Origin of the sequence: Streptomyces sp. NPDC002793 (assembly GCF_040295485.1) — a bacterium.
GTDB lineage: Bacteria > Actinomycetota > Actinomycetes > Streptomycetales > Streptomycetaceae > Streptomyces.
In genome coordinates this window covers 98176-120258 of record NZ_JBEOVL010000022.1, presented here as the reverse complement: position 1 = coordinate 120258, position 22083 = coordinate 98176, and the positions used below count along the sequence as shown (strand labels likewise).

Here is a 22083-nt window from a genome sequence, read left to right as displayed (position 1 = left end):
CACCCGCCACCCCCACAGACTTCGGGAGTACGACCATGCAGCGCCTCACCGCGGATTCGGTGACCCTCGGCTACGACCAGCGGGTCATCGCCGAGAACCTCTCGGTCGAGATACCCGACAACTCCTTCACGGTCATCGTCGGTCCCAACGCCTGCGGCAAGTCGACCCTCCTGCGCGCCCTCTCCCGGATGCTGAAGCCGAACGCCGGAGACGTCCTGCTGGACGGGCAGTCCATCCACCGGATGCCCGCGAAGAAGGTCGCCAGGACGCTGGGCCTGCTGCCGCAGTCGTCCACGGCCCCGGACGGCATCACCGTCGCCGACCTCGTCGCGCGCGGCCGCTACCCCCATCAGGGGCTGCTGCGCCAGTGGTCGCCCGAGGACGAGCGGATCGTGCAGGAGTCCATGGAGTCCACCGGCGTCGGCGAGCTCGCCGACCGATACGTCGACGAACTGTCCGGCGGCCAGCGCCAACGGGTCTGGATCGCCATGGCGCTCGCCCAGCAGACCCCGCTCCTGCTGCTCGACGAGCCGACGACGTATCTCGACATCCAGCACCAGATCGACGTACTCGACCTCTGCGCGGAACTGCACGAGACACAGGGCCGCACGCTGGTCGCGGTGCTGCACGACCTCAATCACGCCGCCCGGTACGCCACCCACCTCATCGCCATGCGCGAGGGCGCGGTCATCGCCGAGGGCGCACCCGGCGATGTCGTCACCGCGCGGCTCGTGGAGGAGGTCTTCGGGATGCGGTGCCAGGTCATCGACGACCCCGAGACGGGAACACCGCTCGTCGTCCCCGCCGCGCGCAAGAAGCGCACGGCGGCCGCCGCCGTCCGAGCCCGGCCGGCTACAGCAGTGACTTGAGCTTCAGCAGATCGCGGAAGCCGGCCTCAAGCCGCACCCGGCCGGACGCCCAGGCCTTCGCGAAGTTCAGCTCGCCGCCGACCATGGCCACCAGGTCGTCCCCGGTCATCGCCAGCCGGATCTCGGCCTTCTCCCCGGGCGGGCCGTCGTGCGTGTCCAGCACCCGGATCCGGCCGTGCGACAGCCGTCCGGTGAACGTCACGTCGAGATCCCTGATGTGGCAGCTCAGCGAGCGGTCGAGGTCGGCGGCACCGCGTACGTCGCCGTCCGCCCCCGCGAGATTGCCGGAAAGTGTGTCGAGTGCGCTGCGGCACTCCTCCATGGTCGCCATCGTCACCGACGGTACACCGGCCGTTCGGGGTAGCGTTCCCGCATGAGCGACTGGATGCCGGGGCCGGACACGGCGCAGCGGGGCGAGACGGACGAAGCGGCCGCGACGCCGCCCGCCGCGACTCCCGCACCCACCTTCGACCCCGTCCCGCCCACCCCCCTCGGGGTCGCACGCACCCCCACCGGGCACCCCGGTGTCGACGCGCGGCTGGAGCGGCTGGCCGACGCCGACCACCTCGCGGCGGACGGCCACACCGAGGTGTACGAGGATGTACACCGTGGGCTGCGCGACGAACTGACCGCGCTGGACGCACGGCCCGCGCCCGCACCGACGCACGACCACAGGAGCTGAACCGAACGTGGCAGGAGTGGCACGTCGCCGCCTCGACGCCGAGCTGGTACGCCGCAAGCTGGCCCGCTCGCGCGAGCACGCGAGCCAGCTGATCGCAGCGGGGCGGGTGACCGTCGGCGGGAACACCGCGACCAAGCCCGCCACCCAGGTCGAGACCAGCGCCGCCGTCGTCGTCGTCAAGGACGACAGCGACCCCGAGTACGTCTCGCGCGGCGGGCACAAACTCGCGGGCGCCCTCGCCGCCTTCGCCCCCATGGGGCTGACGGTCGAGGGGCGCCGGGCGCTGGACGCCGGGGCCTCGACCGGGGGCTTCACCGACGTGCTGCTGCGGGCCGGCGCCGGTCATGTCGTCGCCGTCGACGTCGGATACGGGCAGCTCGCGTGGTCGCTGCAGTCCGATGAACGCGTCACCGTCAAGGACCGCACCAACGTACGGGAGCTGACGCCGGAGCAGATCGACGGGAAGCCGGTGGACCTGGTGGTGGGCGACCTGTCGTTCATCCCGCTCGGTCTGGTGCTGCCCGCCCTCGCGCGCTGCGCCGCCCCCGACGCCGACCTGGTGCTCATGGTCAAGCCGCAGTTCGAGGTGGGCAAGGAGCGCCTCGGCAGCGGCGGTGTGGTCCGCAGCCCGGAGCTGCGCGCCGAAGCCGTACGGGAAGTGGCACGCCGGGCCGGTCTGCTGGGCCTCGGAGTCCAAGGGGTCACGGCGAGTCCGCTGCCCGGCCCGTCGGGAAATGTCGAGTACTTTCTGTGGTTGCGGGCCGGCGCACCTGAGCTGGATCCCGCGGATGTCGACCGTGCAGTGGCGGAGGGGCCCCGTTGACGACACATGCGGCACAACCGGAGAATGCGGAACGCACGGTCTTCCTGCTGGCGCACACCGGCCGTCCGGCCGCGATCCGCAGCGCCGAACTGGTCGTCCAGGGCCTGCTGAGGAACGGCCTCGGCGTCCGGGTACTGGCCGTGGAGGCGCAGGACCTGCCGCTGCCGCCGTCCGTGGTGACGGTCACGGACGCCACGCCCACGGCGGTGGACGGCTGCGAACTGCTGATCGTGCTCGGCGGGGACGGGACGCTGCTGCGGGGCGCGGAGATCTCCCGCGCCTCGGGCGTACCGATGCTCGGCGTCAACCTCGGGCGGGTGGGTTTCCTCGCCGAGGCCGAGCGTGACGACCTGGACCAGGTCGTCGAGCGGGTCGTCACCCGGGCGTACCAGGTCGAGGAACGCATGACCCTCGACGTCGTCGTGCACAGCAACGGTGACGTGGTGCACACCGACTGGGCGCTCAACGAGGCCGCCGTCCAGAAGGTCTCGCCCGACCGGATGCTCGAGGTCGTCCTGGAGATCGACGGCCGTCCGGTCACCGGTTTCGGGTGCGACGGGATCGTCTGCGCCACCCCGACCGGCTCGACCGCGTACGCCTTCTCGGCGGGCGGCCCCGTCGTCTGGCCGGAGGTCGAGGCCCTGCTCATGGTGCCCATCAGCGCCCATGCGCTGTTCGCGAAGCCGCTGGTGACCTCGCCCGACTCCGTACTGGCCGTCGAGGTCCAGCCGCACACCCCGCACGGGGTGCTGTGGTGCGACGGGCGCCGGACCGTCGAGCTGCCCGCCGGGGCCAGGGTGGAGGTGCGGCGCGGAGCGGTGCCTGTACGGCTGGCAAGGCTGCACCAGGCGTCGTTCACCGACCGTCTGGTGGCCAAGTTCGCGCTGCCCGTCCAGGGCTGGCGGGGTGCCCCGCACTGATCCGTGGAGCCGCTGCGCACACCCGCGTGAGTGAATCCGTCACCGGGGTCCGTCGCACGCCGGGCTCCGGACCTCGTAAGGTCATGTCCGTGTTGGAGGAGATGCGGATACGGTCGCTCGGAGTCATCGACGACGCGGTGGTGGAGCTGTCGCCCGGTTTCACCGCGGTGACGGGCGAGACCGGCGCGGGCAAGACCATGGTCGTCACCAGCCTCGGGCTGCTGCTCGGCGGGCGCGCCGACCCCGCCCTGGTGCGGGTCGGTGCCAAGGCCGCGGTCGTCGAGGGGCGGATCACGGTGTCCCCGGGCGACTCCGCGGCGGTGCGCGCCGAGGAGGCCGGGGGCGAGATCGAGGACGGTGCGCTGCTCATCAGCCGTACCGTCTCGGCGGAAGGGCGCTCCCGGGCCCATCTCGGGGGCAGATCCGTGCCGGTGGGGGTGCTCGCCGAGCTCGCCGACGAACTCGTCGCCGTACACGGCCAGACCGACCAGCAGGGACTGCTCAAGCCCGCGCGGCAGCGCCAGGCCCTCGACCGGTACGCGGGCGGCGCGGTGGAGGGCCCGCACACCGCGTACACGGCGGCCTACCGGCGGCTGCGCGCGGTCGTCACGGAACTCGACGAGCTGACCACCCGGGCCAGGGAGCGCGCCCAGGAAGCGGATCTGCTGCGCTTCGGCCTCGACGAGGTCGCCGCCGTGGAGCCGTTGCCCGGGGAGGACGCCGAACTCGCCGCGGAGGCCGAACGGCTCGGCCACGCGGAGGCGCTCGCCTCGGCGGCGTCCCTGGCCCACGCGGCGCTCGCGGGGAATCCGGAGGACCAGGAGGGCGTGGACGCCACCACGGTGGTGGCCGCCGCCGGGCAGTCCCTGGACGCCGTACGGGCGCACGACCCGGCGCTGGCCGCGCTCGCCGACCGGATCGGCGAGATCTCGATCCTGCTCGCCGATGTGGCCGGTGAACTCGCCGGATACGCCGATCAGCTGGACGCCGACCCGCTGCGGCTCGCCGCCGTGGAGGAGCGGCGTGCCGCGCTCACCGCGCTCACCCGCAAGTACGGGCAGGACATCACCTCGGTGCTCGCCTGGGCCGAGGACGGGGTCTCCCGGCTGACCGAGCTGGAGGGCGACGACGTCCGCATCGGTGAGCTGACGGCCGAGCGCGACGCGCTGCGCGCCGAGCTCTCCGTGCTCGGGCAGGAGCTGACCGACGCGCGCACGGAGGCGGCGGCGCGGTTCGCCGCGGCCGTCACCGAGGAACTGGCGTCGCTCGCGATGCCGCACGCCCGGGTCTCCTTCGCCATCGGGCAGACCGAGGCGCCGGACGAGGCGTCCGGCATCGACATCGGAGGCCGGAGCGTGCTCTACGGGCCGTCCGGCGCCGACGAGGTGGAGCTCCTGCTGGCCCCGCACCCGGGGGCCCAGCCGCGGCCGATCGCCAAGGGCGCCTCGGGCGGTGAGCTGTCCCGGGTGATGCTCGCCGTCGAGGTGGTCTTCGCGGGCTCCGATCCCGTACCGACGTATCTCTTCGACGAGGTCGACGCGGGTGTCGGCGGCAAGGCGGCCGTCGAGGTCGGCCGGCGGCTGGCGAAGCTCGCCAGGTCGGCGCAGGTCGTCGTGGTCACCCACCTGCCGCAGGTGGCGGCCTTCGCGGACCGGCAGCTGCTGGTCGAGAAGACCGTGGACGGATCGGTGACCAGGAGCGGTGTCACGGTCCTGGAGGGCGAGGACCGGGTGCGTGAACTCTCCCGGATGCTGGCCGGCCAGGAGGACTCCGAGACCGCCCGGGCGCACGCCGAGGAGCTGCTGGAGACCGCGCGGGCCGACGGGTAGCGGCTGACGGCGTCAGTTTCGTGCCGCCCTGCTCACTCGTACGAGTGGGGTGGCGCGATTCGCTGTCGCCACGACGAGGGGAAGAACGTTTCGTCGGTGCCGGAACGCGCGTACGGACTGGCATCCTTGGAGCTGTACATACCGCCGAGTCGGGAGCCCCGGGAGCCAATCAACGTGTCACAGCTGCGTACGGTCCAAGTCCTGGGCGGCGGTGCCGGAAGCAGCGCTCATGTCAGCTCACTCGCCGCGGGACTGGTCGCCAGGGGCGTGCAGGTCACCGTCTGTGCCCCGGCCGGTTCCGGCCGCGCCCACGGCCTCCCCGCATCGGGTGCCCGCTTCGTCGCGGTGCCCCGGCGCAGTGACCCCGCGGCCGTCGCCGCTCTCCGGACCGCCTGCACCGGGGCGGACATCGTCCACGCGCACGGACTGCACGCGGCCGTACGCGCCGGGATCGCGCTCAGCGGCCGGGGCACCCCGCTGGTCGTGACCTGGCACACCCGTGTCCATGCCGAGGGTGCCCGTGGACGGCTGCTCCGGCTGCTGGAGCGAAGGGCGGCCCGGGCGGCCGCCGTCGTGCTGGGCACCTCGTGGGAGTTGGTCGACCGCGCCCGTCGCCGGGGCGCCAGGGACGCACGGCTCGCGCCGGCGGCGATCCCCGTGAGCCGTTTCCCCGGCGCCTCCGATCCCTCCGACGGCGGCAAGACGCGCGCCGAACTGGGCGCGGTCGGAAGGCCGTTGCTGGTGTCGGTGGCTCAGCACGGTCACGAGACGCTGCTGGAGGCGGCGCGTGAGTGGCGCGCGCTGGACCCCGTTCCGCTGCTGGCCGTCATGGGGGAGGGGCCCCGCGGCAGTGCCCTGCGACGCCGGATCGCGGCGGAGGGGCTGCCCGTCGCCCTCGTCGGCGCCTCGGACGACATCGGCGGACTCCTGGCCGCCGCCGACATCGCCGTGCTGTCCGGCAGGGGGGCGGGCGGGCCGCTGCTCGCCCGGGAGGCCCTGCGGCTCGGCGTCCCGTTGGTCGCGGCCTGTGCCGACGGCCTGCCCGAACTCGTCGGCGAGGCGGCCGAGCTCGTCCCGTACGGAGACGCCGGGGCGCTGGCCGACGCAGTCGTACGGCTCCTCGGCGACCCGGGGCAGCGGGAGCGGCTCGCCGACTCCGGGCGCGCGCGGGCCGCGGGCTGGCCGACCGAGGACGAGACCATCGCCCATGTCCTGTCCGTCTACGACGAGTTGGCGCAGCCGCTGACGGCGTAGGGCCTCTCAGCGGGTGTGGCGGCGGGCCCGCAGCGCAAGGCTCAGGGCGAGTACCGACCCGGGGTCGTCCAGGTCCGTGCCGAGCAGCTCGCCGATGCGGGCCAGCCGGTTGTAGAGCGTCTGCCGGTTCAGGTGCAGCTCCCGCGCGGCCTCCGCCTTGCGGCCCGCGTGGGCGAGGTACGCCTCCAGTGTGGGCAGCAGCGCGGGGCGCGACGTCCGGTCGTGCGCCAGCAGCGGCCCGATCGCCCGGTCGACGAAGGCCTCCAGGTCCGGATCGTCGCGCAGCCTCCACAGCAGCAGATCGATGTCCAGCCGGCGCGCGTCGTACCAGGGGCGCTCCCCGAGTCCCTGCGCGGCCGTCGCCGCCTCCGCCGCGTGACGGAGTCCGCTGCCGACAGCCGCCCAGCCGCCCGCCGCCCCCACGACCACCACGACCGGCGCACGGCCTCCGGCCCGCTCGAGACCCGCCCGCCCGGCGGCGGCCCGCAGCGCCGCCGCCACCCGGTCCGCGAGCGCCGTACGCGTGGTCCCCTGGCGCAGTGCCAGCAGCAGGGGCACCCGGCCCTCCACCGGGCGCACCCCTGCCAGCACGGGCGCCCCCACGGCGGCGAGCTCCTCCGCCACGGCACGGGCCAGCAGCGCCCAGCTGCCCGAGGGGGCCGACTCGGGGACGAGGCGCATCACCACCGGCAGCAGCGGATCCTCGCCCGGCCTGAACCCCAGCACCCCCGCCTGCGCGGGGGCGTCCGCGGGAGCGATCCGCCCCTCGGCGAGATCCGTGAGGAAGTCACCGCGCCCCCGCGCCGCCACTTCGTCCTCCTGCCGGGCCTGCATCAGCACGACCGCGAGGATGCCCGCCGCCCGCTCCGCCGCCATCCGGTGCACCGTCACCAGCGGGCCGGACACGGGGAGGAGCACCAGCCGGGCCCGTACGGAAGCGGCCCCGAGACCGCCGCCCGGCACCTCGACCAGCACCGCGCCGGCCGGTGGCGCCTCACGGGCCGAGCGGGCCCCGCGCAGGCCCTCCCAGACCTGCAGCGGATCGACGGGCGCCGGGCCGGTTCCGGTCCCCGCGGCGAACAGCAGCCGGCCGTCCGGAGTCTCCAGGAAGACCGGGTTCGCGGCGAAGTCCGCCAGGATCCCCAGGACCTGCGGCACACCGCCACCGCCCAGCACCGCGCGGGTACAGCGCCGGTGGACCTCCTCGGCCCGCCGGAGCAGGGTGTAGTGGCCGTTGACGATCTCGGTGTGGATCTCCTCGGTCACCGCGACGAAGGGCACCTCGCGGTGCAGTTGGACGAGCGGCAGTCCCACGGCCCGGGCCGCCTCCACGATCACCGCGGGCAGCCGGTCGAAGCGCGGACCGAGCTCCACGACCAGGGCGGCGATGCCGCGGTCGGCCAGCTTGCGGACGAAGGCGCGCTGGTCGGCGGGCCGGGAGCCCAGGCCGAGCCCCGTCGTGAGCAGCAGCTCCCCGCCCTTGAGCAGCGCGGGGATGTTCGGGGCCTCGCCGGCGTGCACCCAGCGCACCGTGCGCTCCAACCGGTCCGCGCAGGTCAGTACCTCCGGAAGCCCGCCCCGCAGCCCCGGCAGCTCCAGCGCCCGCCGCACGGTGATCCCGCCCTCCGTCTCCTCCGGCTCCGGCATGGTGCTTCCGTTCACCACTGCCGGTGCACGGTGGCCTTGCGGCCGGTCACCAGACTGGCGGGGGGAACGTCGTCGGCCACGACCGCACCGGCGGCGATCACGGCGTCACGGCCGATGCTGACGCCGGGAAGGATCGTGGCCCCGGCGCCGATCCACACGTTCTCCGCCACATCGATGGGCCCGCCGCTCAGCCACCCCCGGCGCTCCTCGGGATCGACCGGGTGGCCGACGGTGATGAACGTGGCCTTCGGCCCGACCATCACGCGCTCGCCGAGCCGGATGCCGCCGTAGTCCAGGAACGTGCAGTTCTGGTTGATGAACACACGCTCCGCGAGATCCAGGCGGAGGCCGTGGTCCGTGTAGAAGGGCGGATAGATGGTGACCTTCCCCGGCAGCGGCCTGCCGAGAATCCGCTCGAACAGTTCCGCCTTGCCCGTCTCGTCCTCGAAGGGCAGGACGTTCAGACGGGAGGTGAGTTCGGTGACCCGCAGGACCCTCTCGGACATGGCCTTGAACTCGTCGCTGTGGATGCGCAGGAGGTGGTCGCCGGGCATGCCCCGCTCCTTCGTGTTCCGGTGGATGAGGCAGAGAGAGTACGCGAGCTCCGGCGGCCGGACACCGGAGAGCCCGCCCCGGTTCACCCGTGGAGGGCGACCGGGGCGGGCTCGTACGACCGGATCAGCCGACGTAGGCCCCGCTGGCCGTCAGCCGCAGGGCCGTGTCGATCAGCGGCACGTGGCTGAACGCCTGCGGGAAGTTGCCCACCTGCCGCTGGAGCCCGGAGTCCCACTCCTCGGCCAGCAGGCCGAGGTCGTTGCGGAGGGACAGCAGCTTCTCGAAGAGCCGGCGGGCCTCGTCGACCCGGCCGATCATCGCCAGGTCGTCCGCCAGCCAGAACGAGCAGGCCAGGAACGCGCCCTCGTCACCCTCCAGGCCGTCGACACCCGCGGCGTCGCCCTCGGTGGGGTAGCGCAGGACGAAACCGTCCTCCGTGGACAGCTCCCGCTGGATCGCCTCGATCGTGCCGATGACCCGCTTGTCGTCGGGAGGCAGGAAGCCCATCTGCGGGATCAGCAGCAGGGACGCGTCCAGCTCCTGCGATCCGTAGGACTGGGTGAAGGTGTTGCGCTCGGGGTCGTAGCCCCGCTCGCAGACGTCGCGGTGGATGTCGTCGCGCAGCTGGAGCCACCGCTCCAGCGGTCCCTCCGCGTCCCCCGACTCGATCAGCTTGATCGTGCGGTCCACGGCGACCCAGGCCATCACCTTGGAGTGAACGAAGTGACGGCGCGGCCCGCGCACCTCCCAGATGCCCTCGTCCGGCTCGTCCCAGTGCTTCTCCAGATAACTGATCAGCTTGAGCTGGAGGCCCATCGCGTAGTCGTTGCGGGTGAGCCCCGTCATGTGCGCCAGGTGCAGCGCCTCGGTGACCTCGCCGTACACATCGAGCTGGAGCTGGTTCGCGGCGCCGTTGCCGACCCGGACCGGGCCGGAGTTCTCGTAACCGGGCAGCCAGTCCAGCTCCGCCTCGCCGAGCTCACGCTCACCCGCGATGCCGTACATGATCTGCAGGTTCTCCGGGTCGCCCGCGACGGCCCGCAGCAGCCACTCACGCCAGGCGCGGGCCTCCTCCCGGTAGCCCGTGCGCAGCAGGGAGGAGAGCGTGATGGCCGCGTCCCGCAGCCAGGTGTAGCGGTAGTCCCAGTTCCGCGAGCCGCCGATGTCCTCCGGCAGGGAGGTCGTCGGGGCCGCCACGATGCCGCCGGTCGGCGCGTAGGTGAGCGCCTTGAGCGTGATCAGCGAGCGGACGACGGCCTCACGGTAGGGGCCGTGGTACGTGCACTGCTCGACCCACTCGCGCCAGAAGTTCTCCGTCGCCTCCAGGGAGGCCTCGGGTTCCGGCAGGGCGGGCGGCTCGTGGTGGGACGGCTGCCAGCTGATGGTGAAGGCGATCCGGTCGCCGGGAGCCACGGTGAAATCGGAGTACGTGGTCAGGTTCTGGCCATAGGTGTCCGCGTCGGTGTCGAGCCAGACCGAATCGGGGCCCGCGACGGCGACGGTGCGGCCGTCGACCTTGTGGACCCAGGGGGTGACCCGCCCGTAGCTGAAACGCATCCGGAGTTCGGAGCGCATCGGAACCCGGCCGCTCACTCCTTCCACGATGCGGATGAGCTGCGGCGCTCCGTCTCGCGGCGGCATGAAATCGGTCACGCGGACGGTGCCGCGGGGGGTGTCCCACTCCGATTCCAGGACGAGCGAGTCGCCGCGATAGCGCCGCCGGTCCGCGGCGGGGGGCTCCGCCCCCTCGGGGCGGGCGGGTCCGAGCCGCCAGAAGCCGTGCTCCTCCGTGCCGAGAAGTCCGGCGAAAATGGCGTGTGAATCGAAGCGGGGCAAGCACAGCCAGTCCGCTGTGCCGTCCCGGCAGACCAGGGCGGCGGTCTGCATGTCTCCGATGAGTGCGTAATCCTCGATGCGCCCGGCCACGTGCGTCTCCAGTCGAACGGCCATGTCGCCCCGAAGGGCGCTTACTGCTGGTCAAGGGGTCGTTGTAGTAGAACCGACGAGCTCTTGCACGGGTGAGCGGGCTGGGGTGGTGCCGCTGGGCCGGCCAACTCGGCAGCGAGTGTTTGAGCAGGATACGACGCACCAGGGGGTTCCGCGCGACTGTCCGCAGGTTGTCATCCATCGGGGACCGGCGAATGCGTGGGACCTGAAACAGACGTGATGATCTTGTGTCCGTGCGGGAAGGGGCATGGCCGGAAGCGGCCTCCCTTCGTCGCTGTTACCCTGGTAGCCCGTGGACCGGTGGTCGTCCCGCAGTGGACGAGGCCCCCGAACCGCAGCGACGGCGCCTCCGGAATTCTCCGTACGGCATGCCGGCACGCACCTCACTATCGCGACCACGGGAGCCCCCTTTGGCTATGCAGCCCACATCCACGACGACCAAGCACATCTTCGTCACCGGGGGTGTCGCCTCCTCCCTCGGCAAGGGTCTGACTGCCTCCAGCCTGGGTGCCCTGCTGAAGGCACGTGGCCTGCGGGTCACCATGCAGAAGCTCGACCCCTACCTCAACGTCGACCCCGGCACGATGAACCCCTTCCAGCACGGTGAGGTGTTCGTCACCAACGACGGCGCCGAGACCGACCTGGACATCGGCCACTACGAGCGCTTCCTCGACGTCGACCTCGACGGCTCGGCCAACGTCACGACCGGTCAGGTCTACTCGCAGGTCATCGCCAAGGAGCGGCGTGGTGAGTACCTCGGGGACACCGTCCAGGTCATCCCGCACATCACCAACGAGATCAAGCACCGCATCCGCCGCATGGCGACCGACGACGTGGACGTCGTCATCACCGAGGTCGGTGGCACGGTCGGCGACATCGAGTCGCTGCCCTTCCTGGAGACGGTCCGCCAGGTCCGCCACGAGGTCGGCCGCGACAACGTCTTCGTCGTGCACATCTCGCTGCTGCCCTACATCGGCCCGTCCGGCGAACTGAAGACCAAGCCGACCCAGCACTCCGTCGCGGCCCTGCGCAATATCGGCATCCAGCCCGACGCCATCGTGCTGCGTGCCGACCGTGACGTACCGACCGCCATCAAGCGCAAGATCTCGCTGATGTGCGACGTGGACGAGACCGCGGTGGTGGCCTGTCCCGACGCCCGGTCGATCTACGACATCCCCAAGGTGCTGCACACCGAGGGCCTGGACGCGTACGTCGTCCGCAAGCTGGACCTGCCGTTCCGCGACGTGGAGTGGACCACGTGGGACGACCTGCTGGACCGGGTCCACAACCCCGACCACGAGGTCACGGTCGCCCTGGTCGGCAAGTACATCGACCTGCCCGACGCCTACCTCTCGGTCACCGAGGCCATTCGTGCCGGAGGCTTCGCGAACAAGGCCCGGGTCAAGGTCAAGTGGGTCGCCTCCGACGACTGCAAGACCCCGGCCGGCGCGCAGCAGCAGCTCGGTGACGTCGACGCCGTCTGCATCCCCGGCGGCTTCGGCGAGCGCGGGGTCGTCGGCAAGGTCGGCGCCATCCAGTACGCCCGGGAGAACAAGGTGCCGCTGCTCGGCCTCTGCCTCGGCCTGCAGTGCATCGTCATCGAGGCCGCGCGGAACCTCGCCGGCATCCCCGACGCCAACTCCACCGAGTTCGACGCCGCCACGGGCCACCCCGTCATCTCGACGATGGAGGAGCAGCTCGCGTACGTCGAGGGAGCGGGCGACCTGGGCGGCACCATGCGGCTCGGCCTGTACCCGGCGAAGCTCGCCGAGGGCTCCCTGGTCCGCGAGGCATACGCGGGCGAGCCGTACGTCGAGGAGCGCCACCGCCACCGCTACGAGGTCAACAACGGCTACCGCGCCGAGCTCGAGAAGAAGGCCGGACTGGTCTTCTCCGGCACCTCGCCGGACAACAAGCTCGTCGAGTACGTCGAGTACCCGCGTGAGGTGCACCCCTATCTGGTCGCCACCCAGGCGCACCCGGAGCTGCGCTCCCGCCCGACCCGCCCCCACCCGCTCTTCGCCGGCCTGGTGAAGGCCGCCGTGGAGCGCAAGGTCGCGGCGCGGGGGACGGGCACCGACGCGTAAGCCCGGTCTGCCGGGCGCTCCGAGGCGATACCGTTGACCGGGGTACGCATCCCTCAGGGGAGGCGTACCCCGGTTTCTGTTTGTTCGTGGGAGGACGTACATGGGTTTCCAGGACACGCCCGAGGAATGGCAGGTCACCGCGACGGTGACCCCCTTCACCGGTAACAAGACCAGCGTCCGCACCGACCGGGTCGTGATGCCCGACGGAAGCGTCCACAGCCGCGACTACCAGGTCCACCCCGGTTCCGTGGCCGTGCTCGCGCTGGACGCGGAGGGCCGGGTGCTCGTCCTGCGGCAGTACCGGCACCCGGTGCGCCACAAGCTGTGGGAGATCCCGGCGGGGCTGCTCGACATCCCCGGCGAGAACCCGCTGCACGCCGCGCAGCGTGAGCTCTACGAGGAGGCGCACGTCAAGGCCGAGGACTGGCGGGTGCTGACCGACGTCTACACCACACCCGGCGGCTGCGACGAGGCCGTGCGCATCTTCCTCGCCCGGGACCTCTCCGAGGCCGACGGCGAGCGCTTCGAGGTCGCCGAGGAGGAGGCTGACATGGAGCAGGCGAGGGTGCCCCTCGAAGAGCTCGTGCGCGGTGTGCTCGCCGGTGACCTGCACAACAACTGCCTGGTCGTGGGCGTCCTGTCGCTCACCGCGGTGCTCGCGGGCGACGGCGTGGACTCGCTGCGCCCGGCCGAGGCGCCCTGGCCGGCCCGCCCGTTCGAGGCCTGAGCCGGTCCGTCCGGGCCCGCCTGTCCGAGGCCTGAGCCGGTCCGTCCCCGGCGGGGCGGGCCGGAGGCAGGCCGGCCAGGGCCCGATCGTACGAAACGCTGATCCGATCGGGGGACCTGACGGTCACGCTCGGCCGTGATCCTGCACACCTCTGAACTACGCTCGAAAGGCCCCGCCCGGAGATCCGGCGGGCAACCCGCGTGCAGCGAAGTGGAGCGTGGCCCGTGACCGATCAGGCGGTGGACACCAGCGGCCCGGCCGATGTGGCCGGGGCGGCGGGAGCCAAGCAGCCGCCGGATGCCGGTCCAGCCCAATTCTTCGGCCGCAAACGCGAGTTGAAAGCCCTTCAGGAAGACATCGAGCGCGCGGGACTGGACACCCTGGCCGGCCGTAAAGCGGCCCGCGCCCGGGTCCTGCTGATCGCCGGACGTCCCGGATCCGGACGCACCGCCCTCGCCTCCGAGCTCGTCCGCCGCCTCGCGGAACCGGGCGCCTATCCCGACGGGGTGTTCCGGGTCCAGCTCACCGAACCCGGCGGCGAGCGCGTCCCCGTGGAGCGCACCGCGCGCGCCCTCCTGGGCCGGCTCTCCATCGCCGGCCCGCCCGGAGCGGACGAGGACGAGCTCTCCGAGATGGTCCGCGAGGCATTCGCCGTACGACGCGCGCTGATCCTCCTCGACGACGCCGTGGACGCCGAACAGGTCGACCCGCTGCTCCCGGACAACCCCGACTGCCTGGTCGTCGCCACCGCGACCGGCCCCCTCACCGGAATCCCCGGGGTCCGCCCGTGCACCATCGGGGGGCTGGACGCGGGCTCCGCGGTGCAGCTGCTCGCCCGTGCCATCGGCCAGGTCCGCATCACGGTCGATCCGCGTACCGCCGAGACGCTGACGGAGGAGTGCGGAGGGCAGCCCGCCGCCCTGACCCTGGTCGCCGGCTGGCTCGCCGCGCGGCCCGGCGCTTCGGTCGCCGATGTGGCCAAGCAGCTACGGGACCAACAGGACGATCCCGAACAGCCCGCAGGGGCAAGGCCGTTGGCCCGTGCCTTCCGGCTGGTCCACGACTCGCTGCCGCAGGCCGCAGCCCGGATACTGCGGCTGCTCGCGCTCGCCCCCGCCGGGCTGGCCGACGCCCACACCGCCTCCGCGCTGGCCGGGTGCTCGGTGTCGGCCGCCCAGGCGACCCTGGACGACTTCGTCAGGTTCGGACTGCTCCGGACCGACGGCGCCGACCAGCCGCAGTACGAGGTGCCCGGCTGTCTCGCCCCGCTGGTGCGCGCCGTGCTGGAGGAGCGGGAGCGGCCCGCCGAGATCCAGCTGGCCCGGGCCAGGATGCTGGAGCGGACCGTGCGCCGGCTCCAGGCGTGCCGTGCGATCACCGATCCCGAGAACTCCCCGGCCCGCCGCAAGCTCGCCGGGCTGCCGCGCTCGCTGCGCTTCTCCCATCCGGAGTCCGCCGCCGCGTGGCTGCGCGTCCGCGAGCCGGCGCTGCTGGCCGCCGCCCGGGCCGCGGTGCGCGAAGGGGACCTGGACACCCTGGCCCGCCGGCTGGTCGCCGCCCTCGTCCGGGCCCTCGCCGTCCACCGGGGCGCCGAGGACGCCGCTCCCGTGCTCTACGGGCTGCACGGCCTGGTCCTCGATGTGGCGGAACGCCGCGACCTGCCCAGGGAGAAGGCCGCCGCCCTGCTCAACCTCGCCGATCTGGACGCCAGGACCGGCCGTACGCGGGAGGCGCTGGCCCGCTACCGGGCCGCGCTGGACGCCGGACGCGCGGCGAACGACCTCTACGCGACCGGCAGGGCGATGGAATCCGCAGGTGGGGCCTACGCGGAGCTGGGGGACTTCGACCGGGCCTCCGACTGGTACGGCCGGGCGCTCGCGCAGCGGCTCACGCAGGGGGAGCGGGCCGACGAGGCGAGGCTGTACGGGCGGCTCGGAGCGGTCCACACGTACGCGGGGCGCTACGGCGAGGCCCTGCGCAACTGGCGGGCGGCCGCGGCGGGCCACCGCAGGCTCGGGGACCTCCCGGCCCAGGCGCGGGCGCTCAGCGAGGCCGCGCGGGTGCAGGAGTACGCGGGCAGGCCGCAGGAGTCGCTGCACACCTGCCGGGAGGCGGTCGACCTGGCGCGCCGGGCCGGTGACGCGCGTCTCCAGGCCGCGTTGGAGCTCAGGCTGGCGGACACGATGGACCGGCTCGGTGACCCGGCGGCGGCCCGACTGCACCGGGCGGCGGCCGACCGACTGCTGGGCGAAGAGGGGCGGACCGCCGATCAAGGAGGGCCAGACCTACGAAATCCGTAGTGCTTCGATCAAAACTTAATGCTTTGTAAGGCTGGACAGCGCGAAGTCCTTCATTAATGATGGCTCTGCCGCAGTTCTCTGTGGTGTCTCCCCTTATGCTTGGTTCATGCGGGTATCTCCCGCCGTGTCCGAGCGATTCTCCGAGCCAAGGACCGTGATCGACGTGAAGGTCGGCATCCCCCGCGAAGTCAAGAACAACGAGTTCCGGGTGGCGATCACCCCTGCCGGAGTGCATGAGCTCGTCCGTCACGGCCACCAGGTCCTCGTCGAGCGGCACGCCGGCGAGGGGTCCTCCATCCCGGACGAGGAGTACGTCGCCGCCGGTGCGCGCATCCTGCCCACCGCCGACGAGGTCTGGGCCGCCGCGGACCTGCTGCTCAAGGTCAAGGAGCCGGTCGCCGAGGAGTACCACCGCCTCCGCAAGGGCCAGACGCTCTTCACGTATCTGCACCTCGCCGCCTCCCGTGAGTGCACGGACGCCCTGCTCGAGTCGGGCACGACCGCCATCGCGTACGAGACCGTCGAGACCGCGAACCGCGCACTGCCGCTGCTCGCCCCGATGTCCGAGGTGGCCGGCCGTCTCGCCCCGCAGGTCGGCGCGTACCACCTGATGCGCTCGGTCGGCGGGCGCGGTGTGCTCCCCGGCGGTGTCCCCGGCACGGGGGCGGCCCGGGCCGTCGTCATCGGCGGTGGGGTCTCCGGCTGGAACGCCACGCAGATCGCCGTCGGGCTCGGTTTCCACGTCACGCTGCTCGACAAGGACATCAACAAGCTGCGTGAGGCCGACAAGATCTTCGGCACCCAGGTGCGGACGGTCGTCTCCAACGCGCTGGAGCTCGAGAAGGCCGTCGTCGAGGCCGACCTCGTCGTGGGCGCCGTGCTGATCCCGGGCGCGAAGGCGCCGAAGCTGGTCACCAACGAGCTCGTCGCCAAGATGAAGCCCGGAAGTGTTCTTGTCGACATCGCGATCGACCAGGGAGGCTGCTTCGAGGACTCGCATCCGACGACGCACGCCGAGCCGACCTTCACGGTGCACAACTCGGTCTTCTACTGCGTCGCGAACATGCCCGGCGCTGTGCCGAACACCTCCACCTACGCCCTCACGAACGCCACGCTGCCCTACATCCTGGAGCTCGCGAACCGGGGCTGGGCCGACGCCCTGCGTCGTGACGCCGCGCTCGCCCGGGGTCTCAACACCCATGACGGGCAGGTGGTTTACCGCGAGGTCGCCGAGGCGCACGGTCTCGACCACGTCGAACTGAGCACGCTCATCGGCTGAGCGGTCAACCCTCTCCGTCAACCTCACGCGCCCGGCCGGACCTTGCCCAGCAAGGTCCGGCCGGGCGCGTGAGGGGCCCCGGCCCGACCCGCCGGAGACGTGACCCTCTACCCTTTTTGCACCACCGCGAATGGTGCGCCCCGGGCGCTCCGTGCTCTTGACAGAGGGGTGTTCGATTGCCGACACATCGGGCCGGGTCCGGCGGATTGTGTTGCTGCGAACCGGTGACACGCCATAGAGTCGCCAATCGTCGGCATGGTGCCACGCTGACCTATCGATAAGTTTCCTGGTCACATCCAAGGAGGTAAGACGACTTGTGAATGAGTCGACAATTACTCCCGGGGGTGGTCAACCAGGGATGCCCGCACGGGGTCTGAGCCCGATCGGGCTCGAAGCTGTCGGCTCCGTCGCTGTCCGCACCTTCGCCACCCACCAGCACATGACGACAGCCCCCCAGATGATGGACGGCCTACACGTGAACGCCATGGCCGGCAACGAGAGTGGCCGAAAGACTGACCACTTCGCCGACTTCGCCGAGGTGCCCGAGGGGCACTTCTACGACCCCGATGCCGAATACGAACCCGATCCGGAGTACGCGGCCACGCTCGCGCCCGACGCCGCGCGCCAGCGCCGCGAGCGGATCGGCCCGACCGGCCGGCCGCTGCCGTACTTCCCGATTCCCGGTCCGCTGGCCGAGCACGGCCCCGCGAAGATCATCGCGATGTGCAACCAGAAGGGCGGCGTCGGCAAGACCACGTCGACCATCAACCTGGGCGCCGCACTCGCGGAGTACGGCCGTCGTGTCCTGCTCGTCGACTTCGACCCGCAGGGAGCCCTCTCCGTCGGCCTGGGCGTCAACCCGATGGAGCTCGACCTCACGGTCTACAACCTGCTCATGGAGCGGGGCATGGCGGCCGACGAGGTCCTGCTGAAGACGGCCGTGCCCAACATGGACCTGCTCCCCAGCAACATCGACCTCTCGGCCGCCGAGGTGCAGCTGGTGAGCGAGGTGGCCCGGGAGTCGACGCTGCAGCGTGCCCTCAAGCCGCTGATGGCCGACTACGACTACATCGTGATCGACTGTCAGCCCTCACTCGGCCTGCTCACCGTGAACGCCCTGACGGCGGCTCACAAGGTGATAGTCCCGCTCGAGTGCGAATTCTTCGCGCTGCGCGGTGTGGCTCTGCTCACCGAGACCATCGAGAAGGTCCAGGAGAGGCTCAACCCCGAGCTGGAGCTGGACGGCATCCTCGCCACCATGTACGACTCCCGCACCGTGCACAGCCGTGAGGTGCTCGCGCGCGTCGTCGAGGCCTTCGACGAGCACGTCTACCACACCGTCATCGGACGCACGGTGCGCTTCCCCGAGACGACGGTCGCCGGTGAACCCATCACCACGTACGCGTCGAACTCGGTAGGCGCCGCCGCCTACCGCCAGCTCGCCAGGGAGGTGCTCGCCCGGTGTCACGCCGAGTGAGTCTGCCGGGGGCCGACGAGCTGTTCCGTACCACCGGGGGCATGGGCCTCCAGGCCTCGTCCTCCGCCGAGCGGCGACGCAAGGCGAGCGGTGAGGGACGGGTCCCCGCACCGGCTCCGGGGAGCGACGCGGCGGACACGGGCCAGGGCGGTGGTGACACACCCGCCGGGGCGTCCCAGGAGCAACACTCCGCGGCGGGCGCCGACGGCGGCGGCTCGCGGACCCGCGCCGACGGGGACGACCGGTCCGGCACCCAGGGCCCGCCCCAGCCCCGTACCGCACCGCCGCAGGAAGCGGCCACCACCGTCCAGCCGCAGCGCGGACGCGGGGGCGGGCGAGGAGCGAACCGCCGGCCCAGTGGCCGGGAACGCCACGACGAGAAGATCACCGTCTACGTGTCGGCCGAGGAACTGATGGACCTCGAGCACGCGCGCCTCGTGCTGCGCGGAGAGCACGGACTGGCCGTCGACCGCGGGCGCATCGTCCGTGAGGCCGTGGCCGTGGTGCTGGCCGACCTGGAGTCGCGCGGCGACGCGAGCATCCTCGTACGGCGACTGCGGGGCCGCTGACCGGTACCGCGCCGGTGGGGCCCTCCGGCAGCGCACCTCGCGCTGATCCACCACGGATCACCGGACAGCCCTTAGCCTGCCGGGGGAGGCCGTCCGTGCGGGCGGCCCCGCCCCGGGGCCACCGCCCGCCTCCCGCCGCTCTCCTGGACCCCAGCACATGCCGACTGCCGACGACACACCCCGTCCGCCCCGCCGTGCCCTCGGCCGCGGTCCGGGGATACCGGCGTCGGCGGCCGACGGGGCCACCGGGCCGCTGCCTCCCGCGGCTCCCACGGCCCCTGTGCGCCCCTCGGAGCCTCCGGCGGCCCCGGAGGCTCTGCCAGGGCCCTCGGAGGTGTCGGAGCCCCTCGCTGACCCGTCGGCCGCTCCCGCTGCCGCCGAAGCCGGTGACGACCGCCGGTTCACCGTGCGGCTGGTCAATTTCGAGGGCCCCTTCGATCTGCTCCTCCAGCTGATCTCGAAGCACAAGCTCGATGTGACCGAGGTCGCACTCTCGAAGGTCACCGACGAGTTCATGGCACACATCCGGGCCATGGGGCCCGACTGGGACCTCGACCAGACCACCGAGTTCCTCGTCGTCGCAGCGACCCTGCTCGACCTCAAGGCCGCCCGGCTGCTGCCCACCGCCGAGGTGGAGGACGAGGCGGACCTCGCCCTCCTCGAGGCGCGGGACCTGCTCTTCGCACGTCTGCTGCAGTACCGCGCGTACAAGCGGATCGCGGAGATCTTCGGCGACCGGCTGGAGTCCGAGTCCCGTCGCCACCCCCGAACCGTGGGGCTCGAACCCCAGCACGCCGAGCTGCTGCCCGAGGTCGTGATCAGCATCGGCCCCGAGGGCTTCGCCCGGCTCGCGGTGAAGGCGATGCAGCCGAGGGCCGAGCCGCAGGTCTACGTCGACCACATCCACGCCCCACTGGTCAGCGTGCGCGAGCAGGCGGAGATCGTGGTGGCGCGGCTGCGGGCGGAGGGCGAGATCAGCTTCCGCGCGCTCACCGAGGACGCCGCGGACACCCTCACGGTCGTCGCCCGCTTCCTGGCGCTCCTGGAGCTCTACCGGGAGAAGGCGGTCGTGCTCGACCAGGAGGAGGCGCTCGGCGACCTCCTGGTGCGCTGGGCCGGGGGTGAGGGGGCCGAGCCGGTGGTCACGGACGAATTCGACCAAGAGGTGCGCGAGCCACAGGAGGACGTACAGGCATGAGTGCAGACGACGACGGGCGCGAATCCGCAGTGGCCGGGCTCGACCTCAAGCCCGCGCTGGAGGCGGTCCTCATGGTCGTCGACGAGCCCGCCACCGAGGAACACCTCGCCAGGGTCCTCCAGCGGCCCCGCAGGGCCGTGGTGGACGCCCTGCGGGAGCTGGCCGACGAGTACACCGTCCAGCGCCGCGGATTCGACCTGAGACTCGTCGCCGGGGGCTGGCGCTTCTACACCCGCCCCGAGTACGCGGAGGCGGTCGAGGGCTTCGTCCTGGACGGCCGGCACGCCCGGCTCACCCAGGCGGCGCTGGAGACCCTCGCGGTGGTCGCGTACCGTCAGCCGGTCAGCCGGTCGAGGGTCTCGGCGGTGCGCGGGGTGAACTGCGACGGCGTCATGCGGACCCTCCTGCAGAGGGGTCTCGTCGAGGAGGCGGGCGCGGAACCCGAAACAGGTGCGATCCTGTACAGGACGACGAACTACTTTCTGGAGCGCATGGGCCTGCGAGGCCTGGACGAGCTCCCGGAGCTCGCGCCCTTCCTCCCGGAGGCGGACGCGATCGAGGCTGAGACGCTAGAGGGTGTGCCGTCGTTCGATCCGGACGCACCGGACACCCCGGAAACTCACGCAGACGACAAGACGGACTTTTGATGCGAAGCAGTGGCAGGAACAGCGGCAGCAGCGGCAGCGGCGGCGGCAGGAACAGCAGCAGCGGCGGCGGCAGGAGCGGTGGCGCGGGCGGCAGGAACAACAGCGGCAGCGGCAGGAACGGCAACCCGAGTCCTCGGGTCTCCGGATCCGGTCGCGACGACAAGCAGGAGGAGCAGCGCCCCCGCCGCCCCCGTCCCGAGGAGCGCCGCTACGACGTGGGCGCCGACAAGCCGGGCGGCGACGGCGGTGCCCGCAAGGGCCGCGGCGCCGCGGCACGCGGAGGGGCCAAGGGCGGACCGAAGCCCGCACAGAAGGTGACCAAGGGCGGACGCCGTGTCGGCGCCCCCTCCCGTCCCCGTGAGCTCGACGCCAAGATCGAGCAGCGCAACCGTGACCGGTACGCGGACAAGCCCGAGATCAAGACCCCCAGGACCAACCCGGGCGCAGAGCAGGAGGGCGAGCGTCTGCAGAAGATCCTCGCCCGCGCGGGCATGGGCTCGCGCCGGGCGTGCGAGGAGCTCATCGAGCAGGCGCGCGTCGAGGTCAACGGCGAGATCGTCCTCGAGCAGGGCAAGCGCGTCGACCCCCAGCGGGACGAGATCAAGGTCGACGGCCTGACCGTCGCGACCCAGTCGTACCTCTTCTTCGCGCTGAACAAGCCGGCCGGCGTCGTCTCCACCATGGGCGACCCGGACGGCCGTCAGAACCTCGGGGACTACGTGAACAACCGCGAGACGCGGCTGTTCCACGTCGGGCGGCTCGACACCGAGACCGAGGGCATCATCCTGCTCACCAACCACGGTGACCTGGCCCACCGCCTGACGCACCCCAGGTACGGCGTGAAGAAGACCTACCTGGCCGCCATCCAGGGCCCGCTGCCGCGTGACCTCGGCAAGCGCCTCAAGGACGGCATCCAGCTGGAGGACGGCTACGCCCGCGCCGACCACTTCCGGGTCGTCGAGAACACCGGCAAGAACTACCTGGTCGAGGTCACCCTCCACGAGGGCCGCAAGCACATCGTCCGCCGGATGCTGTCCGAGGCCGGCTTCCCGGTCGAGCGACTCGTGCGGACGTCCTTCGGGCCGATCCCGCTGGGCGACCAGAAGTCCGGCTGGCTGCGCCGCCTGACCAACACCGAGGTGGGCATGCTGATGCGCGAGGTCGGTCTGTAGCCTCCTCCCGGTCCCGACGGCCCGCGGCCGGTTCCTCGTTCCGATTTTTTCGAACAGGAACCGGCCGCGGGCCTTCTGCTGCCGCCGTTTTCTCTTTATAG

19 protein-coding genes are annotated in these 22083 nt (G+C 72.1%); 15 read left to right on the top strand and 4 right to left on the bottom strand.

The features are described from left to right. Positions 1 to 35: 35 nt before the first annotated feature. A complete protein-coding gene (locus tag ABT001_RS22175) occupies positions 36 to 869 on the top strand; it encodes an ABC transporter ATP-binding protein (RefSeq protein WP_351280115.1) in 834 nt (277 codons plus the stop codon). On the opposite strand, the gene ABT001_RS22170 is transcribed toward ABT001_RS22175, so the two are convergent. After that, entirely contained in the window at positions 853 to 1200 is a 348-nt protein-coding gene (locus tag ABT001_RS22170; RefSeq protein ID WP_351280112.1) for an SCP2 sterol-binding domain-containing protein, read from the bottom strand. The genes ABT001_RS22175 and ABT001_RS22170 overlap by 17 nt on opposite strands. Before the next feature lie 42 nt (positions 1201 to 1242). Between ABT001_RS22170 and ABT001_RS22165 the strand changes: the two genes are divergently transcribed. The 5 genes from ABT001_RS22165 (at position 1243) to ABT001_RS22145 (ending at position 6377) form a co-directional block, all read left to right on the top strand. Further along, complete coding sequence (locus ABT001_RS22165; RefSeq protein WP_351280109.1) at positions 1243 to 1551, top strand: hypothetical protein; 309 nt, start codon at positions 1243 to 1245, stop codon at positions 1549 to 1551. 7 nt (positions 1552 to 1558) lie between these two features. Then, complete coding sequence (locus ABT001_RS22160) at positions 1559 to 2374, top strand: TlyA family RNA methyltransferase (RefSeq protein WP_351280107.1); 816 nt, start codon at positions 1559 to 1561, stop codon at positions 2372 to 2374. Continuing rightward, the gene (locus tag ABT001_RS22155) at positions 2371 to 3294 is read left to right on the top strand and encodes an NAD kinase (RefSeq protein WP_351280104.1); all 924 of its coding nucleotides are present in this window, start codon (positions 2371 to 2373) and stop codon (positions 3292 to 3294) included. Before ABT001_RS22160 ends, ABT001_RS22155 begins: the two co-directional genes overlap by 4 nt. Positions 3295 to 3377: 83 nt before the next feature. Further along, entirely contained in the window at positions 3378 to 5123 is a 1746-nt protein-coding gene (recN, locus tag ABT001_RS22150) for a DNA repair protein RecN (protein WP_351280101.1), read from the top strand. A gap of 174 nt (positions 5124 to 5297) precedes the next feature. Then, positions 5298 to 6377 (top strand): glycosyltransferase family 4 protein, encoded by a 1080-nt coding sequence (locus ABT001_RS22145; RefSeq protein ID WP_351280098.1) that lies wholly within the window; start codon positions 5298 to 5300, stop codon positions 6375 to 6377. 6 nt (positions 6378 to 6383) lie between these two features. Here ABT001_RS22145 and ABT001_RS22140 read toward each other — a convergent pair whose 3' ends face one another. The 3 genes from ABT001_RS22140 to ABT001_RS22130 form a co-directional block, all read right to left on the bottom strand. Then, positions 6384 to 8024 carry a PucR family transcriptional regulator gene (locus tag ABT001_RS22140; RefSeq protein WP_351280096.1) on the bottom strand — a complete coding sequence of 547 codons (1641 nt, stop codon included), beginning with the start codon at positions 8022 to 8024 and terminating at the stop codon, positions 6384 to 6386. An 11-nt stretch (positions 8025 to 8035) separates the two neighbouring features. After that, on the bottom strand, positions 8036 to 8578 hold the full coding sequence (locus ABT001_RS22135) for a DapH/DapD/GlmU-related protein (RefSeq protein WP_351280094.1): 543 nt from the start codon (positions 8576 to 8578) through the stop codon (positions 8036 to 8038). 124 nt (positions 8579 to 8702) lie between these two features. After that, on the bottom strand, positions 8703 to 10505 hold the full coding sequence (locus ABT001_RS22130; RefSeq protein WP_351280155.1) for a glycoside hydrolase family 15 protein: 1803 nt from the start codon (positions 10503 to 10505) through the stop codon (positions 8703 to 8705). Between the two features lie 437 nt (positions 10506 to 10942). On the opposite strand from ABT001_RS22130, the gene pyrG reads away from it, so the two are divergent. The 9 genes from pyrG to ABT001_RS22085 all read left to right on the top strand — a co-directional run bounded on the left by pyrG (position 10943) and on the right by ABT001_RS22085 (position 21982). Next, positions 10943 to 12613, top strand: coding sequence for a CTP synthase (pyrG, locus tag ABT001_RS22125; protein ID WP_351280092.1), 1671 nt, complete (start codon positions 10943 to 10945; stop codon positions 12611 to 12613). 100 nt (positions 12614 to 12713) lie between these two features. Beyond that, positions 12714 to 13340: an NUDIX domain-containing protein gene (locus ABT001_RS22120; protein ID WP_351280089.1), complete on the top strand. Its 627-nt coding sequence runs from the start codon at positions 12714 to 12716 to the stop codon at positions 13338 to 13340. Positions 13341 to 13564: 224 nt separating this feature from the next. Then, positions 13565 to 15640, top strand: coding sequence for a tetratricopeptide repeat protein (locus ABT001_RS22115; protein ID WP_351280087.1), 2076 nt, complete (start codon positions 13565 to 13567; stop codon positions 15638 to 15640). 163 nt (positions 15641 to 15803) lie between these two features. Beyond that, positions 15804 to 16919, top strand: coding sequence for an alanine dehydrogenase (gene ald, locus ABT001_RS22110; protein ID WP_351280153.1), 1116 nt, complete (start codon positions 15804 to 15806; stop codon positions 16917 to 16919). A gap of 358 nt (positions 16920 to 17277) precedes the next feature. Then, positions 17278 to 18396 carry a ParA family protein gene (locus ABT001_RS22105; protein WP_351280084.1) on the top strand — a complete coding sequence of 373 codons (1119 nt, stop codon included), beginning with the start codon at positions 17278 to 17280 and terminating at the stop codon, positions 18394 to 18396. Beyond that, positions 18381 to 18965: a hypothetical protein gene (locus tag ABT001_RS22100; RefSeq protein WP_351280082.1), complete on the top strand. Its 585-nt coding sequence runs from the start codon at positions 18381 to 18383 to the stop codon at positions 18963 to 18965. Before ABT001_RS22105 ends, ABT001_RS22100 begins: the two co-directional genes overlap by 16 nt. A 157-nt stretch (positions 18966 to 19122) precedes the next feature. Then, entirely contained in the window at positions 19123 to 20163 is a 1041-nt protein-coding gene (locus ABT001_RS22095) for a segregation and condensation protein A (RefSeq protein ID WP_351280080.1), read from the top strand. Beyond that, a complete protein-coding gene (scpB, locus tag ABT001_RS22090; protein WP_351280077.1) occupies positions 20160 to 20810 on the top strand; it encodes an SMC-Scp complex subunit ScpB in 651 nt (216 codons plus the stop codon). The genes ABT001_RS22095 and scpB overlap by 4 nt, the downstream gene beginning before the upstream one ends. Then, the gene (locus ABT001_RS22085; RefSeq protein ID WP_351280075.1) at positions 20810 to 21982 is read left to right on the top strand and encodes a pseudouridine synthase; all 1173 of its coding nucleotides are present in this window, start codon (positions 20810 to 20812) and stop codon (positions 21980 to 21982) included. Before scpB ends, ABT001_RS22085 begins: the two co-directional genes overlap by 1 nt. Positions 21983 to 22083: the final 101 nt, after the last annotated feature.

Excerpts from the sequence above, each read along its gene's own strand:
- ABT001_RS22175 (WP_351280115.1), top strand. The coding sequence starts at position 36 with ATGCAGCGCCTCACCGCGGATTCGGTGACCCTCGGCTACGACCAGCGG.
- ABT001_RS22120 (WP_351280089.1), top strand. The coding sequence starts at position 12,714 with ATGGGTTTCCAGGACACGCCCGAGGAATGGCAGGTCACCGCGACGGTG.
- ABT001_RS22105 (WP_351280084.1), top strand. The coding sequence starts at position 17,278 with ATGCCCGCACGGGGTCTGAGCCCGATCGGGCTCGAAGCTGTCGGCTCC.
- ABT001_RS22135 (WP_351280094.1), bottom strand. The coding sequence starts at position 8,578 with ATGCCCGGCGACCACCTCCTGCGCATCCACAGCGACGAGTTCAAGGCC.
- ABT001_RS22140 (WP_351280096.1), bottom strand. The coding sequence starts at position 8,024 with ATGCCGGAGCCGGAGGAGACGGAGGGCGGGATCACCGTGCGGCGGGCG.
- ABT001_RS22165 (WP_351280109.1), top strand. The coding sequence starts at position 1,243 with ATGAGCGACTGGATGCCGGGGCCGGACACGGCGCAGCGGGGCGAGACG.
- pyrG (WP_351280092.1), top strand. The coding sequence starts at position 10,943 with ATGCAGCCCACATCCACGACGACCAAGCACATCTTCGTCACCGGGGGT.
- ABT001_RS22170 (WP_351280112.1), bottom strand. The coding sequence starts at position 1,200 with ATGGCGACCATGGAGGAGTGCCGCAGCGCACTCGACACACTTTCCGGC.
- ABT001_RS22095 (WP_351280080.1), top strand. The coding sequence starts at position 19,123 with ATGCCGACTGCCGACGACACACCCCGTCCGCCCCGCCGTGCCCTCGGC.
- ABT001_RS22085 (WP_351280075.1), top strand. The coding sequence starts at position 20,810 with ATGCGAAGCAGTGGCAGGAACAGCGGCAGCAGCGGCAGCGGCGGCGGC.
- scpB (WP_351280077.1), top strand. The coding sequence starts at position 20,160 with ATGAGTGCAGACGACGACGGGCGCGAATCCGCAGTGGCCGGGCTCGAC.
- recN (WP_351280101.1), top strand. The coding sequence starts at position 3,378 with ATGTCCGTGTTGGAGGAGATGCGGATACGGTCGCTCGGAGTCATCGAC.